Source organism: Enterobacter sp. J49, from assembly GCF_002148625.1.
Lineage (GTDB): Bacteria > Pseudomonadota > Gammaproteobacteria > Enterobacterales > Enterobacteriaceae > Enterobacter > Enterobacter ludwigii.
On the sequence record NZ_MWPY01000027.1, the window covers coordinates 1 to 15,729 of the forward strand.

15 protein-coding genes and 2 rRNA genes are annotated in these 15,729 nt (G+C 52.5%); 9 read left to right on the forward strand and 8 right to left on the reverse strand.

Annotated elements, in window-relative coordinates; genetic code table 11:
• Nucleotides 1–75: ribosomal RNA gene (locus BJP35_RS06765) — 23S ribosomal RNA — on the forward strand; the annotation flags it as partial.
• Between the two features lie 64 nt (nt 76–139).
• Nucleotides 140–255: ribosomal RNA gene (gene rrf, locus BJP35_RS06770) — 5S ribosomal RNA — on the forward strand.
• A 74-nt stretch (nt 256–329) separates the two neighbouring features.
• Here the strand turns inward: rrf and mobB are convergent.
• Both mobB and mobA read right to left on the reverse strand, forming a co-directional pair.
• Nucleotides 330–833, reverse strand: a complete 504-nt coding sequence (gene mobB / locus BJP35_RS06775; RefSeq protein WP_032679273.1) for a molybdopterin-guanine dinucleotide biosynthesis protein MobB — start codon at nt 831–833, stop codon at nt 330–332.
• Entirely contained in the window at nt 830–1,414 is a 585-nt protein-coding gene (mobA, locus tag BJP35_RS06780; RefSeq protein ID WP_047742347.1) for a molybdenum cofactor guanylyltransferase MobA, read from the reverse strand. Before mobA ends, mobB begins: the two co-directional genes overlap by 4 nt.
• Before the next feature lie 68 nt (nt 1,415–1,482).
• Here mobA and BJP35_RS06785 point away from each other — a divergent pair, with 68 nt between their 5' ends.
• The 3 genes from BJP35_RS06785 (at nt 1,483) to dsbA (ending at nt 3,465) form a co-directional block, all read left to right on the forward strand.
• Complete coding sequence (locus BJP35_RS06785) at nt 1,483–1,752, forward strand: YihD family protein (RefSeq protein ID WP_010436801.1); 270 nt, start codon at nt 1,483–1,485, stop codon at nt 1,750–1,752.
• A 75-nt stretch (nt 1,753–1,827) separates the two neighbouring features.
• Complete coding sequence (locus BJP35_RS06790) at nt 1,828–2,814, forward strand: serine/threonine protein kinase (protein ID WP_020883991.1); 987 nt, start codon at nt 1,828–1,830, stop codon at nt 2,812–2,814.
• A 27-nt stretch (nt 2,815–2,841) separates the two neighbouring features.
• Nucleotides 2,842–3,465: a thiol:disulfide interchange protein DsbA gene (dsbA, locus tag BJP35_RS06795; RefSeq protein ID WP_020883990.1), complete on the forward strand. Its 624-nt coding sequence runs from the start codon at nt 2,842–2,844 to the stop codon at nt 3,463–3,465.
• Nucleotides 3,466–3,489: 24 nt separating this feature from the next.
• Here the strand turns inward: dsbA and BJP35_RS06800 are convergent, their stop codons facing one another.
• The gene (locus BJP35_RS06800) at nt 3,490–4,341 is read right to left on the reverse strand and encodes an acyltransferase (protein ID WP_229216791.1); all 852 of its coding nucleotides are present in this window, start codon (nt 4,339–4,341) and stop codon (nt 3,490–3,492) included.
• Here BJP35_RS06800 and BJP35_RS24580 point away from each other — a divergent pair.
• Entirely contained in the window at nt 4,238–4,516 is a 279-nt protein-coding gene (locus BJP35_RS24580; protein WP_226864116.1) for a hypothetical protein, read from the forward strand. The two genes, BJP35_RS06800 and BJP35_RS24580, sit on opposite strands and share 104 nt — an antisense overlap.
• Nucleotides 4,517–4,838: 322 nt before the next feature.
• A complete protein-coding gene (gene polA / locus BJP35_RS06805) occupies nt 4,839–7,631 on the forward strand; it encodes a DNA polymerase I (protein WP_047742346.1) in 2,793 nt (930 codons plus the stop codon).
• 312 nt (nt 7,632–7,943) lie between these two features.
• On the opposite strand, the gene yihA is transcribed toward polA, so the two are convergent.
• Nucleotides 7,944–8,573 carry a ribosome biogenesis GTP-binding protein YihA/YsxC gene (gene yihA, locus BJP35_RS06810; protein ID WP_014172255.1) on the reverse strand — a complete coding sequence of 210 codons (630 nt, stop codon included), beginning with the start codon at nt 8,571–8,573 and terminating at the stop codon, nt 7,944–7,946.
• A 578-nt stretch (nt 8,574–9,151) separates the two neighbouring features.
• Between yihA and yihI the strand changes: the two genes are divergently transcribed.
• Entirely contained in the window at nt 9,152–9,667 is a 516-nt protein-coding gene (gene yihI / locus BJP35_RS06820; protein ID WP_014172254.1) for a Der GTPase-activating protein YihI, read from the forward strand.
• A 188-nt stretch (nt 9,668–9,855) separates the two neighbouring features.
• Nucleotides 9,856–11,229, forward strand: coding sequence for an oxygen-independent coproporphyrinogen III oxidase (gene hemN, locus BJP35_RS06830; protein WP_047742345.1), 1,374 nt, complete (start codon nt 9,856–9,858; stop codon nt 11,227–11,229).
• A 64-nt stretch (nt 11,230–11,293) separates the two neighbouring features.
• On the opposite strand, the gene BJP35_RS06835 is transcribed toward hemN, so the two are convergent.
• From BJP35_RS06835 to glnA, 4 genes are all read right to left on the reverse strand, one after another.
• Nucleotides 11,294–11,404 (reverse strand): YshB family small membrane protein, encoded by a 111-nt coding sequence (locus BJP35_RS06835; RefSeq protein ID WP_032670298.1) that lies wholly within the window; start codon nt 11,402–11,404, stop codon nt 11,294–11,296.
• Nucleotides 11,405–11,514: 110 nt separating this feature from the next.
• On the reverse strand, nt 11,515–12,927 hold the full coding sequence (gene glnG, locus BJP35_RS06840) for a nitrogen regulation protein NR(I) (protein ID WP_020883985.1): 1,413 nt from the start codon (nt 12,925–12,927) through the stop codon (nt 11,515–11,517).
• Between the two features lie 11 nt (nt 12,928–12,938).
• Nucleotides 12,939–13,988 (reverse strand): nitrogen regulation protein NR(II), encoded by a 1,050-nt coding sequence (gene glnL / locus BJP35_RS06845; protein WP_047742342.1) that lies wholly within the window; start codon nt 13,986–13,988, stop codon nt 12,939–12,941.
• 185 nt (nt 13,989–14,173) lie between these two features.
• Nucleotides 14,174–15,583, reverse strand: coding sequence for a glutamate--ammonia ligase (gene glnA / locus BJP35_RS06855; RefSeq protein WP_014172249.1), 1,410 nt, complete (start codon nt 15,581–15,583; stop codon nt 14,174–14,176).
• Between the last annotated feature and the right edge of the window lie 146 nt (nt 15,584–15,729).

Consider the following 15,729-nt stretch of genomic DNA (forward strand, 5'->3'; position numbering starts at 1 on the left):
CGTTGATAGGTCGGGTGTGTAAGCGCAGCGATGCGTTGAGCTAACCGATACTAATGAACCGTGAGGCTTAACCTTACAACGCCGAAGATGTTTTGGCGATGAGAGACGATTTTCAGCTGATACAGATTAACAGAATTTGCCTGGCGGCTTTAGCGCGGTGGTCCCACCTGACCCCATGCCGAACTCAGAAGTGAAACGCCGTAGCGCCGATGGTAGTGTGGGGTCTCCCCATGTGAGAGTAGGGAACTGCCAGGCATCAATTAAAAGAACCCCGTACCGTATGGTGCGGGGTTTTTTGCTTTGGGTTTTTCCCGCCACCAGAGAGAGCATCAGACAGCACACCAATTCAAAATAAACGCGGCGATCTCCTCAACGTTATTCAAATCCAGTACCGGTACCTCCAGATCCAGGGCTACGTCACTGGCGACTGCAATCACATGCTCATCAAGCGTCAGCTCGTGAACATCATGCCCGGCATGGCTTCTGAACAGCAGGATCTTTGCCACCGCGTCATGCTTAAACCCCTCAACCAGCACCAGATCCAGAGTAGAGTGATCCATCCGGCTAACCAGATACATGAGATCCAGCGGCGCTTCATCCGGTGTTTCAGTCATCAATGCCCAGCGCTGATCACTCGCCACCATCGTTTGGGCAGCACCCGCCTTACGCAGCTCATAGCTGTCTTTTCCCGGCTTATCTACATCCATATTGTGATGCGTATGCTTAATTAATCCGGGGCGAACACCTTTAGCGCAAAGCGCAGGGATCAGTTTTTTCAGCAGCGTCGTTTTCCCGGTACCACTCCAGGCTGAAATGGCCAAAACAGGTATCATTTTTTCTCCTGCATCATCTGCAAATCTTCTGTGGTATTGACGTTCATAAACGCCGATTTCAGATCGCTAAAATCGACGGGATGGCCTCCTGACTGGCGCATAAAAGCCATCACCCTGCGTTCTCCTGCCGTCAGGTACTCCTGTAACGCCGGAACTAACGAACGGTGGATCAACGCAACAGCAGGGTGGTCACGCTCACCATCATGGGCCCAGACAACGGGTGCGCTACCACGAAGCCGTACCATGCGTTCGACAAGACAAGACGGAATAAACGGGGTATCACACGGACAGAAGATAAACCACTCTCCGTGCGCCTGCTGCATAACCGAAAGCATACCGGCCAGCGGCCCGGGGTAATTCTCCTGAGTATCCTCGTAAACGGGATACCCGCTACGCTGATAAACATCTCTATGCCTGTTAGCGCTGATGGCCATTGTCATGACCTGGCCCGCAAGCGTATCAGCGACATGCTGCCAGAGTGGCTTACCGTTAAGGAGCTGAAGACCTTTATCTTTCCCCCCCATTCGGGTTGCCTTGCCACCCGCCAGAACAACGCCGATTATTTGCTGGCCATGATTCATGAATATCGCCTCTTTTATTGTGGGATTGACCCTGCTAACGTGTCACTCTCAATGAAAGGAGCACCACCATGAAATGTAAACGTCTGAATGAAGTCATTGAACTCCTCCAGCCGGCCTGGCAAAAAGAGCCAGAGCTTAATCTGATGCAATTTTTACAGAAACTGGCGAAAGAGTCAGGTTTTGACGGCGAACTGACAGACCTTTCTGACGATATCCTGATCTACCATCTCAAAATGCGCGACTCTGCCAAAGACGCTGTTATTCCTGGTATTCAGAAAGATTATGAGGAAGATTTTAAAACCGCGTTGCTGCGCGCACGTGGCGTAATTAAAGAGTAAAAGCTTGTAAGCGGCGGCACCGAAATCGCCACAAGATGATATCCTGAATCATTCGTATAATTTCCGGATGATCGGATGAACGACCAGGCTTTTACTTTCCAGACATTACACCCGGATACCATTATGGATGCGCTGTTTGAACAGGGTATTCGGGTGGATTCCGGGCTAACCCCCTTAAATAGCTACGAAAACCGCGTCTATCAGTTTCAGGACGAGGATCGTCAGCGCTTCGTCGTAAAGTTCTATCGCCCTCAACGTTGGTCCGCAGAACAAATTCAGGAAGAGCACCAGTTTGCTCACGATCTGCTGGATGATGATGTTCCCGTTGCCGCGCCGCTTAAATTTAATAACCAAACGCTGCTCACCCACGAAGGGTTTTACTACGCCGTATTCCCAAGCCTGGGGGGCCGCCAGTTTGAAGCGGATAATATCGATCAGATGGAGTGGGTTGCCCGATATCTGGGACGCATTCACCAGACGGGACGCAAAGAAGACTTTATTGCCCGTCCGACAATCGGTATTCAGGAATACCTGCTGGAACCTCGTCAGGTATTTGAAACCTCGGCGCTAATCCCCAAAGCGCTTAAGGATAATTTCCTCAACGCGACCGATAAACTTATTGATGCGGTGAAAACTTGCTGGCGCGATGATATTTCCGTTCTGCGTCTGCACGGCGATTGTCACGCTGGTAATATTCTCTGGCGTGATGGCCCGCTGTTCGTCGATCTCGATGATGCACGTATGGGGCCTGCGGTTCAGGACCTGTGGATGCTGCTCAATGGCGATAAAGCTGAGCAACGGATGCAGCTTGAAACGATTATTGAGGCCTATGAAGAGTTTAGCCCTTTTAATTCAGACGAAATTGTCCTGATTGAACCTTTACGCGCGATGCGTTTTGTTTATTATCTCGCATGGTTAATCAGGCGTTGGGACGATCCTGCATTTCCCCGTAATTTCCCGTGGCTTACCGGAGAGGATTACTGGCGCAGCCAGATATCCACATTTACTGAGCAGGTTAAGGTTCTTAAGGAGCCCCCTCTGCAATTAACGCCGATGTATTAATTGGACACACCCAGGAGAGAGTTAATCATGAAAAAAATTTGGCTGGCGCTGGCAGGTATGATTCTGGCATTTAGCGCTTCTGCTGCGCAGTTTACCGACGGCAAACAGTATACGACGCTGGAAAAACCAGTCGCTGGCGAGCCACAGGTTTTGGAGTTCTTCTCGTTCTATTGCCCACATTGCTATCAGTTCGAGCAGGTGCTGCATGTTTCCGATAACGTGAAGAAAAAGCTGCCAGAAGGCACCAAAATGACCAAGTATCACGTTGAGTTCCTGGGCCCATTGGGTAAAGACCTGACTCAGGCGTGGGCGGTAGCTATCGCGCTGGGCGTGGAAGATAAGATCACTGCACCAATGTTTGAAGCAGTCCAGAAAACCCAGACAGTTCAGACGACTGCAGATATCCGTAAAGTCTTCGTGGATGCCGGTGTGAAAGGTGAAGAATACGACGCGGCATGGAACAGCTTTGTGGTGAAATCTCTGGTAGCCCAGCAGGAAAAAGCCGCCGCAGACCTTCAGCTGCAGGGCGTTCCGGCGATGTATGTTAACGGCAAATATCAGCTGAACACGCAGGGCATGGACACCAGCAGCATGGATATCTTCGTACAGCAGTACGCGGATACCGTGAAATATCTGGTCGAGAAGAAGTAAGATCAATAAAGAAAAAAACGCCGGTCACTGACCGGCGTTTTTGTATGAAGATTTAATCTTTTCTATCTGTTCATCTTTCTCATTCCAGAGCGTATTCAGCCAACGCTGGAAAAGACGTTTGAAATTCTTATCGTTAACGTAATCCCCGTGCAACCCGTCATCAACCGGCACCAGCTCGATGCGTACAACGATCCGCGTCAGCTTGCCGCTGAGCATATCGAAGAACGGTGTCCTGTCGTTTTCCGGATAGCAGAGCGTGACGTTGAGTAATTTATCGAACTGCGCGCCCAACACGTTAAGCGCCATCGCAATGCCCGCAGCCTTGGGCGGCAGCAGGTGCTGATAAGGAGAGCGAGTTTGTTGACGCTTCTCTTCCGTAAAGCGCGAGCCTTCCACGAAGTTCACAATGGTTGTCGGATGCGCGCGAAATTTTTCGCAGGAGCGGCGGGTGGTTTCTACATCTTTACCACGACGCTCCGGATGACGAAGCAAATAGCTGCGCGAATAGCGTTTCATAAACGGCATATCGAGCGCCCAGCAGGCCAGACCTATAAAAGGCACCCAGGCGAGCTGCTGTTTCAGGAAGTATTTGTTCATCGGGATATGTTTGCGGAAAAGCACGCATAACACCACGATGTCTGCCCAGCTGTGGTGGTTGCAGATAAGCAGGTACCAGTTCTTTTTGTTGAGGCCTTCAAGCCCTTCCACATCCCACTTCAGGTGTGGGTTCAGGTACAACAGGAACGCCAGTCCTTCACACCAGCAGTACATCATGAAATTACAAAATGCGGATACGGCTCGCCATACCACGGGCACGGGCAGCAGCAACTTAATGATGCCGGCAACAATGATCGGCACAGAACAGGCGACAGTCACCAGAATAGTTAAAATGATGCTTAAAGGTAATGTTATTGCTGCGAGCAATCTCGACATGATGAGCTTTTTCAGATGGTTAGCTGTAAGTGAGCGGCCGGCTATCCGGTGCAGGGCGCTGATTTTATCAGAAATCAGACAAAATAAGGGTGCTTTCATGCCAGGCGTTGCGGGATAACGCCCGGGAGCAGAAGATTTCGCTATAACGGCATGCGGCCCTGGGCTTATATCCACATAGACTAAATTGTCATCAATTGGCCATAAAGATCAAATGAAACATAATAACTCTATGATATATAGCATCTATTTATTATGAGGTATGTACTTTTAGCGTCTGTTATTCCTATGACGTAAAAGTATGCACAAACTTATCCACAGATTTATTTTTGCGAGCGATCCTCACGATCGCAAAATCTTTTCCTGTATCTGGCGCTAATAACTGATGTTTTCATCCTTCTGTGGCATCCTTTACGCATAAATTGATTAAAGGCACGGACATTATGGTTCAGATCCCAGAAAACCCTCTTATTCTCGTCGACGGCTCTTCTTACCTGTATCGGGCGTACCATGCGTTTCCTCCTCTGACCAATAGCGCAGGGGAACCTACCGGCGCAATGTACGGCGTGCTAAACATGCTGCGCAGCCTGATCCTTCAGTACCAGCCAACCCATGCGGCAGTGGTGTTTGATGCGAAAGGTAAAACCTTCCGCGACGAGCTTTTTGAGCATTACAAATCTCACCGTCCGCCAATGCCTGACGATCTGCGTGCGCAGATTGAACCGCTGCACGCGATGGTAAAAGCGATGGGCTTGCCGCTGCTGGCCGTCTCTGGGGTCGAAGCCGATGACGTAATAGGTACGCTGGCACGTGAAGCAGAAAAAATGGGTCGTCCGGTACTGATCAGTACAGGGGATAAAGATATGGCGCAGCTGGTAACGCCGGGTATCACCCTGATTAACACCATGACCAACACCATTCTGGGGCCTGAAGAGGTGGTCACAAAATATGGCGTGCCGCCAGAGCTGATTATCGACTTCCTCGCGCTGATGGGCGACTCCTCGGATAACATCCCTGGTGTACCTGGCGTGGGTGAAAAGACCGCCCAGGCGCTGCTTCAGGGATTGGGCGGGCTGGATACACTGTACGCGGAGCCGGAAAAAATCGCCGGGCTCTCCTTCCGTGGTGCAAAAACCATGGCCGGAAAGCTGGAAGAGAACAAAGAGGTGGCTTATCTCTCCTATAAGCTGGCAACCATTAAAACCGATGTTGAACTGGAACTGGGTTGTGAGCAGCTTGAAGTGCAGCAGCCTTCCGCAGACGAACTGCTAAGCCTGTTTAAGAAATACGAATTCAAGCGCTGGACCACTGACGTGGAAGCCGGTAAATGGTTGCAGGCAAAAGGGGCCAAACCGGCTGCTAAGCCAAAGGAGACGATTGTCGTTGATGCCGAAGAGCTGGCAGAAGAAGAGGCCATCGCGCTCTCTTTCGACAACTACGAAACCCTCCTTGAAGAGTCACATCTTGTGGCGTGGATTGAGAAACTCAAAAAAGCGCCGTTCTTTGCCTTCGACACGGAAACCGACAGCCTCGATAACATCTCCGCCAATATGGTCGGCCTGTCATTTGCGACGGAGCCGGGAATGGCGGCCTATGTGCCCGTTGCACATGATTACCTTGATGCGCCTGATCAGATCCCGCGTGAGCGTGTGCTGGAGCTGCTGAAGCCGATTCTGGAAGATGACAAGGCGCTTAAGGTTGGGCAAAACCTCAAATATGATCGCGGCATTCTGCAAAACTATGGCATTGAGCTGCGCGGCATTGCGTTCGATACCATGCTGGAATCTTACATTCTCGACAGCGTGGCGGGTCGTCACGATATGGACTCCTTATCCGACCGTTGGCTCAAGCATAAGACCATTACTTTTGAAGAGATTGCCGGAAAAGGTAAAAACCAGCTCACCTTCAATCAGATTGCCCTGGAAGAAGCGGGTCGCTACGCGGCCGAAGACGCCGATGTCACGCTGCAACTGCACCTGAAGATGTGGCCAAAACTGCAGAAGCACGAAGGTCCGCTGAACGTGTTCCAGCACATTGAGATGCCGCTGGTACCTGTGCTCTCGCGCATTGAGCGCAACGGCGTAAAAATTGATCCGACGGTGCTGCATAACCACTCTGGAGAACTGGCGCAGCGGTTGACCGAGCTTGAGCAGAAGGCGCATGAGCTTGCCGGCGAACCGTTTAACCTTTCGTCTCCGAAACAGCTTCAGACCATCCTGTTTGAAAAACAGGGAATTAAGCCGCTGAAGAAAACCCCTGGCGGCGCGCCATCAACGTCTGAAGAAGTGCTTGAGGAACTGGCGCTGGATTACCCGCTGCCAAAAGTGATTCTCCAGTACCGTGGTCTGGCGAAGCTGAAGTCTACCTATACCGATAAACTTCCGCTGATGATCAACCCTAAAACGGGCCGCGTGCATACCTCGTATCATCAGGCTGTGGCGGCGACCGGTCGTCTCTCCTCGACCGATCCAAACCTGCAGAACATCCCGGTACGCAATGAAGAAGGCCGTCGTATCCGTCAGGCGTTTATCGCGCCAGACGACTACCTGATCGTCTCGGCCGACTACTCGCAAATTGAGCTGCGTATTATGGCGCACCTGTCACGCGACAAGGGGCTGCTGACGGCCTTTGCGGAAGGAAAGGATATCCACCGTGCAACGGCGGCTGAAGTCTTTGGGCTGCCGCTGGACAGCGTGACTCACGAGCAACGTCGCAGTGCGAAGGCGATCAACTTCGGTCTGATCTACGGCATGAGCGCCTTTGGCCTTTCGCGCCAGCTCAACATTCCGCGTAAAGAGTCGCAGAAGTATATGGATCTCTACTTCGAGCGTTATCCGGGCGTGCTGGAATATATGGAACGCACCCGCGCACAGGCGAAGGAGAAAGGCTACGTCGAAACCCTGGATGGCCGTCGCCTTTATCTGCCGGACATCAAATCAAGCAACGCCGCGCGTCGTGCCGGTGCAGAACGTGCTGCCATCAACGCCCCGATGCAGGGGACGGCGGCAGACATTATTAAGCGCGCGATGATTGCGGTTGATGCCTGGCTGGAAAAAGAGAAGCCACGCGTGAAGATGATCATGCAGGTACACGATGAACTGGTATTCGAAGTCCACAAAGATGATCTGGACACCGTGTCGAAGAAGATCCACGAACTGATGGAAAGCAGCATGACGCTTGACGTGCCGTTGCTGGTGGAAGTGGGCAGCGGTGAAAACTGGGATCAAGCTCACTAAGGGTTCTGCCAATAACGCGCTTTTTATGTAAGTTAGCAACATAACAAAGTGCGTTTTGTGACGATCATTAGAATTCCCTATGTAAAGAATGAAAAAAAACTACAAAAAGTGCTTTTTCTACAGCAAAAAAAGGGGTAGAGTTATTCGCGTAGGGTACAGAGGTAAGATGTTCTATCTTTCAGACCTTTTACTTCACGTAATCGGATTTGGCTGAATATTTTAGCCGCCCCAGTCAGTAATGACTGGGGCGTTTTTTATTGCGGCAAAGAAAAATCCAGGCAAAAAAAAGCGCGGACATCGCCGCGCTCAGTATTACTCTTCTTCCGCTTCCGTCGCGGGTTCCAGCTCGTTGAACCAGCTATCGAGCTTCTGACGCAGCTTGTCGACACCCTGCTTTTTCAGCGAGGAGAACGGCTCTACCTGTACGTCGCCGTTAAAAGCCAGCACCGCTTCGCGAACCATATTCACCTGCGCTTTACGCGCGCCGCTCGCCAGTTTATCCGCTTTAGTCAGCAGTACCAGCACGGCTATCTCACTTGAGACAGCCCAGTCGATCATCTGCTGATCAAGATCTTTCAGGGGATGGCGGATATCCATCAGCACCACCAGACCTTTCAGGCACTGGCGTTTTTCCAGGTATTCACCCAGCGCGCGCTGCCATTTGATCTTCATCTCTTCCGGTACTTGCGCGTAACCATATCCCGGTAAGTCGACCAGGCGTTTGCCTTCTGCCACTTCAAACAGGTTAATCAGCTGAGTACGGCCAGGTGTTTTTGAGGTACGCGCCAGGCTCTTCTGATTGGTCAGCGTATTCAGGGCGCTGGATTTCCCCGCGTTAGAGCGGCCAGCAAAAGCCACTTCAATGCCAGTATCAGAAGGAAGGTGGCGGATATCGGGCGCACTGGTGACAAAATGCGTCTGTTGGTAGTTCCAGGTAGTCACGTGGTCGTCTCCAAAATCGTAATCTGAGGGGGATTATACCTGAATGCCGGCAAAAGACTTTTTTGATTGCACAGTGCCTGTAGGTTAAAACCCTGGCGGTTGTGAGAGATTGGCTATGAATACTATGGGAGATTTCAGAGAATTCGCAGGCGTTAAAAAAGCCAAATTGTTTTAAATCATAATCTTATTCTCGGGTAATTATCTGAAAATCCGTTTTTGTGCCGTTTCGTTGCTTGTCAGTTTAACTGAACAGGGTAAAGTGTGCGTCAGGGCGAGGAAGCCAACAGGAAATAGACTTAAGGATTAGGGTCAGGAGCGCCAGGAGGCGAAGACGCAGGATTGTCAGGATGACCAACGCCTGGAGGCGTTTTAACAGGAAACGGAACCGTATCACGGACGGTATTAGCCAAGGGATAAACAGGGTTTGTTGTTGGCAAACACGGAATGTCTGACCCGTTAAGGGTTGTGAGTCAGGAAAAAAGGCGACAGATTGCTCTGTCGCCTTTTTTCTTTGCTTGCTTTCTGCTAGATTTCGCCGCAATTCTATACTGAAGAAAACGACTTAAAGATAAAACATCATGAAAAAACCGACCTCCGCTGCGGGCGCTAAACGCCCTGCAAAAGCACACCGCAAAACGCGCGAAGAACTGAACCAGGAATCGCGCGATCGCAAACGCGATAAAAAACATCGCGGTCATGCTGCGGGTAGCCGTGCAAACGGTGGTGATGCTTCTGGCGCTTCTGCGAAAAACAAGCAGCAGAAAGACCCACGTATTGGCAGTAAAACACCTGTTCCACTGGGCGTGACAGACACCCCGGTCACTAAGCAGCACAAACCAAAGAGCGAGAAACCTATGCTTTCACCGCAGGCTGAGCTGGATTTGCTGGAGAACGATGAGCGCCTGGACGCGCTGCTGGAACGTCTTGAAGAGGGTGAAACCCTAACCGCCGAAGAGCAGTCATGGGTTGATGCCAAACTGGACCGCATTGATGAGCTGATGCAGAAGCTGGGTCTGTCTTACGACGATGACGAAGACGAAGAAGAAGACGAAAAGCAGGAAGATATGATGCGTCTTCTGAAGGGTGGAAACTAACATTTGCATCCGGCAGGGACGATAGTCCTGCTAATAACCCTTCCGGTTATATGTTATCTGGTGTGGTTATTCGTTAAACTACGGCGGTTGTCGCAGCGACAGAAGTGGCTGCGCACCCGAGTGATGGCCCGCGATGGGGCCAGAACGGGCCGCCGTATGCGAACGCGACACCAACGGAAGGAGTGAGCATGTCTGTACCAACTATCGACTGGGATTTGGCCCTAATCCAGAAATATAACTATTCCGGGCCGCGTTATACGTCATACCCCACCGCGCTGGAGTTCTCCGATAGTTTCGGCGAGGCGGCGTTTCAGCAGGCTGTCGCGCGCTACCCCGAGCGACCGCTGTCGCTCTATGTCCATATTCCATTCTGCCACAAGCTTTGCTACTTCTGCGGCTGCAATAAAATCGTTACCCGTCAGCAACATAAAGCCGATCAGTATCTGGATGCGCTGGAGCAGGAGATTCTGCACCGTGCCCCGCTGTTTACCGGCCGTCACGTCAGCCAGCTTCACTGGGGTGGGGGGACGCCAACGTATCTGAATAAAGCGCAGATCAGCCGTTTAATGACGCTCCTGCGCAACCACTTCCGTTTTAACGACGATGCTGAAATCTCGATCGAGGTCGATCCGCGCGAAATTGAGCTGGATGTACTGGATCACTTACGCGCTGAAGGTTTCAATCGCCTGAGCATGGGCGTGCAGGACTTCAACAAAGAGGTGCAGCGGCTGGTGAACCGTGAGCAGGATGAAGAGTTTATCTTTGCCTTACTCAACCACGCCCGCGATATCGGCTTTACGTCGACCAATATCGACCTGATTTACGGCCTGCCTAAGCAAACGCCGGAGAGCTTCGCCTTCACGCTGAAACGCGTGGCCGAACTCAACCCGGACCGCCTGAGCGTCTTTAACTATGCGCATCTGCCGACGCTGTTTGCCGCTCAGCGCAAAATCAAAGATGCCGACCTGCCTTCTGCCCAACAGAAGCTGGATATTCTGCAGGAAACCATCGCCTCGCTGACCGAAGCCGGTTATCAGTTCATCGGCATGGATCACTTTGCTCGTCCGGATGACGAGCTGGCTATTGCCCAGCGCGAAGGCGTACTGCACCGAAATTTCCAGGGCTACACCACCCAGGGCGACACTGATTTGCTGGGGATGGGCGTCTCCGCCATCAGCATGATCGGTGACTGCTACGCGCAGAACCAGAAAGAGCTGAAGCTTTACTATCAGCAGGTAGATGACGCGGGCAACGCGCTGTGGCGCGGTATCGCGTTAACGCGCGATGACTGCATCCGTCGTGACGTGATTAAGGCGCTCATCTGTAACTTCCGTCTTGATTTCAGCGAGGTGGAAGCGCAATGGGATCTGCATTTCAGCGATTACTTTGCTGATGACCTGAAGCTGTTAGCGCCTCTGGCAAAAGATGGGCTGGTGGATGTTTCAGAACGTGCAATTGACGTGACACCCAAAGGGCGCCTGTTGATTCGTAATATCTGCATGTGCTTCGACGCCTATCTGCGTCAGAAAGCGCGTCTGCAGCAGTTCTCACGCGTCATTTAAGACGTGCCAACATATTTGGCCGGGTAAGGCGAAGCCGCTACCCGGCTTTTTTGTTAGCGACTCTCTAGCTAAACAGTCCAACCAGCGCCGCGCACAGCACAGCAGCAACGGCTGTTTGTGGCGTGTGGCTTTCAGCTGCTCCACTTGAGAGCATATTCACTAATGTTTCCAGCATGATGATCACCCTCACTTTCCGGGCACGATCATACAAAAATCATTGATACAGTAAAGCGCAAAATAGCAGCAATTTGCGCTCAATTAATAACCTTTACACAAGGGTAAAGATCACTCCATGCCCAGCTCTTTCAGCTTACGCGTCAGGGTATTACGTCCCCATCCCAGCAGGCGTGCCGCTTCCTGCTTATGGCCTTGTGTATGGCGGAGTGCGGTGGTCAACAGCGTGCGCTCCATCTCGGGCTGGGCTTCAGACAGTAAGTTTTGATGACCGGAACGCAGCGCGCGATCGGCCCACTGTGCCAGCAGTGTCGCCCAGCTGTCCGGCAATGCATGTCCGGTGCTGCTTTCTGGCGCAGTCGCTTCAAACAGTTCAGCCGGTAAATCCTGAATCAGGACTTCCTGTCCGGCGGCCATTACGGTCAACCAGCGACAGGTGTTTTCCAGCTGACGCACGTTGCCCGGCCACGCCAGACGGGTGAGGGCGGCATCGGTTTCCGGATGCAGCTGCTTGGCTTCCACGCCCAGCTCGCGGGCAGCGACCTGCAGAAAATGGCGCGCCAGGCGGGGAATATCTTCACGGCGTTCACGTAGCGGTGGCAAATGAACGCGGATCACGTTCAGGCGATGGAATAAATCCTCACGGAATTTACCTTCCTGGACGCGCTGCTCCAGATTCTGGTGCGTCGCGGCAATAATGCGTACATCGACCTTCACCGGCGCATAGCCACCTACGCGATAAAACTGTCCGTCGGCCAACACGCGCAGCAGACGGGTCTGGACATCCAGCGGCATATCGCCGATTTCATCCAGGAAGAGTGTTCCACCGTCAGCCTGCTCGAAGCGACCCTGGCGAATGGTATTCGCGCCGGTAAAAGCCCCTTTCTCATGGCCAAACAGTTCGGATTCAATTAAATCCTTTGGGATGGCGGCCATATTCAGGGCGATAAACGGTGCTTTTGCCCGCGGGCTGTGGCGATGTAAGGCATGCGCTACCAGCTCTTTACCGGTTCCCGATTCGCCATTAATCAGTACGCTGATGGACGAGCGTGACAGACGGCCAATGATACGAAACACATCCTGCATGGCCGGCGCTTCGCCAATGATGTCCGTCGTGGGCCCGAAGTCAGGCGTGTGACGAGGTTGCTGCTGCTCCTGGTAGTGGCTGATCGCGCGCTCAACCAGGGCGACCGCTTCGTCGATATCAAACGGTTTGGGCAGGTAATCGAACGCCCCTTGCTGATAGGCGCTCACCGCGGCGTCCAGGTCGGAATGCGCCGTCATTATGATGACCGGAAGCATAGGATGGCGTTGTTTGATCTGCTTTAAAAGCGCCAGCCCGTCCATTCCCGGCATGCGAATATCCGAAAGCAGCACATCCGGCGTTTTGGTGGTGAGTGCGTCGAGCACTTCGCTGCCGCTCTCAAACGTCGTGCAGCTTAATCCTGCCCCTGTGAGCGCGCGTTCAAGCACCCAACGGATGGAGCTATCGTCATCGACTACCCAGACTATCCCTCGTTGCATAAACGTCACCTTTATTTTTTAATCGGCAGGAAAACCGAAAACTCGGTATGTCCCGGCCAACTGGTAAATTCAATTTTTCCAGAGTGTTGATCGATCAAACTACGGGCAATGGATAACCCCAGGCCGGTACCGCCTTCGCGACCGCTGACCATCGGGTAGAACAGGGTGTCCTGAAGATGCGACGGAATACCCGGCCCGTTGTCCTCAACGTCGATGCGAGCAGCCAGACGATAGCGCACGCCGTGCAGTGTGAGCTGGAACGCGGTGCGGGTGCGCAAAATAATTTCGCCCCCTTCCGTCCCCAGCGCCTGCAGGGCATTACGCACAATATTCAGCAAGACCTGCTCAATCTGATCCGGGTCATGCGCCAGTTCCGGCAGGCTTGGGTCGTAATCACGGACCAGCGTGACGTTCTCCGGCAGCTCCATTGAGACGAGTTTCACAACCCGCTCAGCCACTTTATGAATACTTTCTGAGACATGCATGCCGGGCTGTTGCGGCCCGAGCAGACGGTCAACCAGGTTACGCAGGCGGTCTGCCTGCTCAATGATGACGTTGGTGTACTCCGCCAGCGCAGGGTCGGGCAGCGCTTTGGTCAGGAGTTGTGCCGCACCGCGTAAGCCACCCAGCGGGTTCTTGATTTCATGCGCCAGGCCTCGCACCAGGTCACGGGCGGCAATTTGCTGAGCATGCTGAAGTTGTTCCTGGCTCAGGCGGCGCTGATTATCCATCGGCGCCATTTCAAGCAGGATCAGTCCTTCAGGAAGCCGTTGTGCGGTAAGCGATAAAATATGTGAGCGCCCGTCGATCACCAGCGTGACTTCGTTATCGGTAAAGCCCTGACCGGCCTGCAGACTTTCCTGCATCAGGCCAATATTCAGCGAGAAATAGCTCAATAATTCCGGAAGCGGGGTGCCAAACAGTTTGCGTGAGCTCTGGGCGAGCAGCTGCTGCGCCGCCGGGTTGGCGTAATGTACGGCCAGCTCGTCGTCGACCAGCAAAATACTGTTAATCAAAGAATTGAGGATCTGCCCAGCATCGGGCAGCGTGCCAGTTGCCATTCAGCAGTCTCCTGGTGTTGGTTGCACTAATTTAGTGCAGTATAGCTTTTTCGTCGTAAAAAGCGCGTGAGATCAGTTTGTTGGTGGAGAAAAAAGCCCATCCGGAGATGGGCTGAAAGTTTCCACGGCAACAAATAAAAGCTTGTGAGATCGCGCGTAAAAGGGCGCGCGAAACTCATTGAAACTTAAACGCTGTAGTACAGTTCGAACTCAACCGGGTGTGGCGTCATACGCACACGGTCGTTCTCTTCAGTACGCAGGGCGATGTAAGCATCGATAGCGTCGTCAGTGAACACGCCACCCGCAGTCAGGAACTCGCGGTCTGCGTCCAGCGCCTGCAGGGCTTCTTCCAGAGAGCCTGCAACCTGTGGGATCTCTTTCGCTTCTTCTGGCGGCAGGTCGTACAGGTTTTTGTCCATGGCTTCGCCTGGGTGGATCTTGTTCTTGATACCGTCCAGACCCGCCATCAGCAGCGCTGCGAAGCACAGGTATGGGTTAGCAGCTGGATCCGGGAAGCGAACTTCGATACGACGCGCTTTAGGAGACGCTACCACAGGGATACGGATAGAAGCAGAACGGTTACGCGCAGAGTATGCCAGCATGACCGGTGCTTCGTAGCCTGGGACCAGACGCTTGTAGGAGTTAGTGGTTGGGTTCGCCAGGGCGTTGATCGCTTTAGCGTGTTTGATTACGCCGCCAATGTAATACAGAGCCTGCTCAGACAGACCGGCATATTTGTCGCCAGAGAACAGGTTGGTTCCGTTCTTGGACAGAGACATGTGGCAGTGCATACCGGAACCGTTATCGCCAAACATTGGTTTTGGCATGAAGGTCGCGGTTTTACCGAAACGGTGCGCAACGTTGTGCACAACGTATTTGTAGATCTGAATTTCGTCTGCTTTTTTGGTCATGGTGTTGAAGCGGGTTGCCACTTCGTTCTGACCCGCAGTCGCCACTTCGTGGTGGTGAGCTTCAACCACCAGACCCATCTCTTCCATCACCAGACACATGGTGGAACGGATGTCCTGAGCGGAGTCGACCGGAGGAACCGGGAAGTAACCGCCTTTAACGCCAGGACGGTGACCTTTGTTACCACCTTCGTATTTGGTGGAGGAGTTCCATGCACCTTCGATATCGTCGATGGCAACGTGGGAGCCAGAAATAGAGGCACCGAAACGGATGTCATCAAACAGGAAGAATTCTGGCTCTGGCCCGAACAGTACGGTGTCTGCGATACCGGTTGAACGCAGGTACTCTTCAGCGCGTTTCGCGATGGAGCGTGGGTCGCGGTCGTAGCCCTGCAGTGTGCCTGGCTCGAGGATGTCGCAACGGATGATCAGGGTTGGTTCTTCGAAGAACGGATCAATGACCGCAGTGGAAGCGTCAGGCATCAGAACCATGTCAGATTCGTTGATACCTTTCCAGCCGCCAATGGAGGAGCCGTCAAACATTTTGCCTTCTTCAAAGAATTCGGCGTTTACCTGATGAGCAGGAATAGTGACGTGCTGTTCTTTACCTTTGGTATCGGTGAAGCGCAGATCAACAAACTTCACTTCATGTTCGTTCAGCATCGTCAAAACGTGTTCAGCGGACATACTTAACTCTCCAGATTGGTCATTGTCGTCGTGGTAACGAGGTCTTCAATTTCTGTCTTGGGCTGGCTGTGTGCCATTTTTTTGCCGTATTTTTATAAAGCGAAATCTGTGCCAACTTTTAAAACACCCCAAAAAGGCGTTATCAT

What these genes read in the sequence shown, in the direction of transcription:
- mobB (WP_032679273.1), bottom strand. Translation starts at nt 833, where the DNA reads ATGATACCTGTTTTGGCCATTTCAGCCTGGAGTGGTACCGGGAAAACG.
- mobA (WP_047742347.1), bottom strand. Translation starts at nt 1,414, where the DNA reads ATGAATCATGGCCAGCAAATAATCGGCGTTGTTCTGGCGGGTGGCAAG.
- BJP35_RS06785 (WP_010436801.1), top strand. Translation starts at nt 1,483, where the DNA reads ATGAAATGTAAACGTCTGAATGAAGTCATTGAACTCCTCCAGCCGGCC.
- BJP35_RS06790 (WP_020883991.1), top strand. Translation starts at nt 1,828, where the DNA reads ATGAACGACCAGGCTTTTACTTTCCAGACATTACACCCGGATACCATT.
- dsbA (WP_020883990.1), top strand. Translation starts at nt 2,842, where the DNA reads ATGAAAAAAATTTGGCTGGCGCTGGCAGGTATGATTCTGGCATTTAGC.
- BJP35_RS24580 (WP_226864116.1), top strand. Translation starts at nt 4,238, where the DNA reads ATGAAATTACAAAATGCGGATACGGCTCGCCATACCACGGGCACGGGC.
- polA (WP_047742346.1), top strand. Translation starts at nt 4,839, where the DNA reads ATGGTTCAGATCCCAGAAAACCCTCTTATTCTCGTCGACGGCTCTTCT.
- yihI (WP_014172254.1), top strand. Translation starts at nt 9,152, where the DNA reads ATGAAAAAACCGACCTCCGCTGCGGGCGCTAAACGCCCTGCAAAAGCA.
- hemN (WP_047742345.1), top strand. Translation starts at nt 9,856, where the DNA reads ATGTCTGTACCAACTATCGACTGGGATTTGGCCCTAATCCAGAAATAT.
- BJP35_RS06835 (WP_032670298.1), bottom strand. Translation starts at nt 11,404, where the DNA reads ATGCTGGAAACATTAGTGAATATGCTCTCAAGTGGAGCAGCTGAAAGC.
- glnG (WP_020883985.1), bottom strand. Translation starts at nt 12,927, where the DNA reads ATGCAACGAGGGATAGTCTGGGTAGTCGATGACGATAGCTCCATCCGT.
- glnL (WP_047742342.1), bottom strand. Translation starts at nt 13,988, where the DNA reads ATGGCAACTGGCACGCTGCCCGATGCTGGGCAGATCCTCAATTCTTTG.
- glnA (WP_014172249.1), bottom strand. Translation starts at nt 15,583, where the DNA reads ATGTCCGCTGAACACGTTTTGACGATGCTGAACGAACATGAAGTGAAG.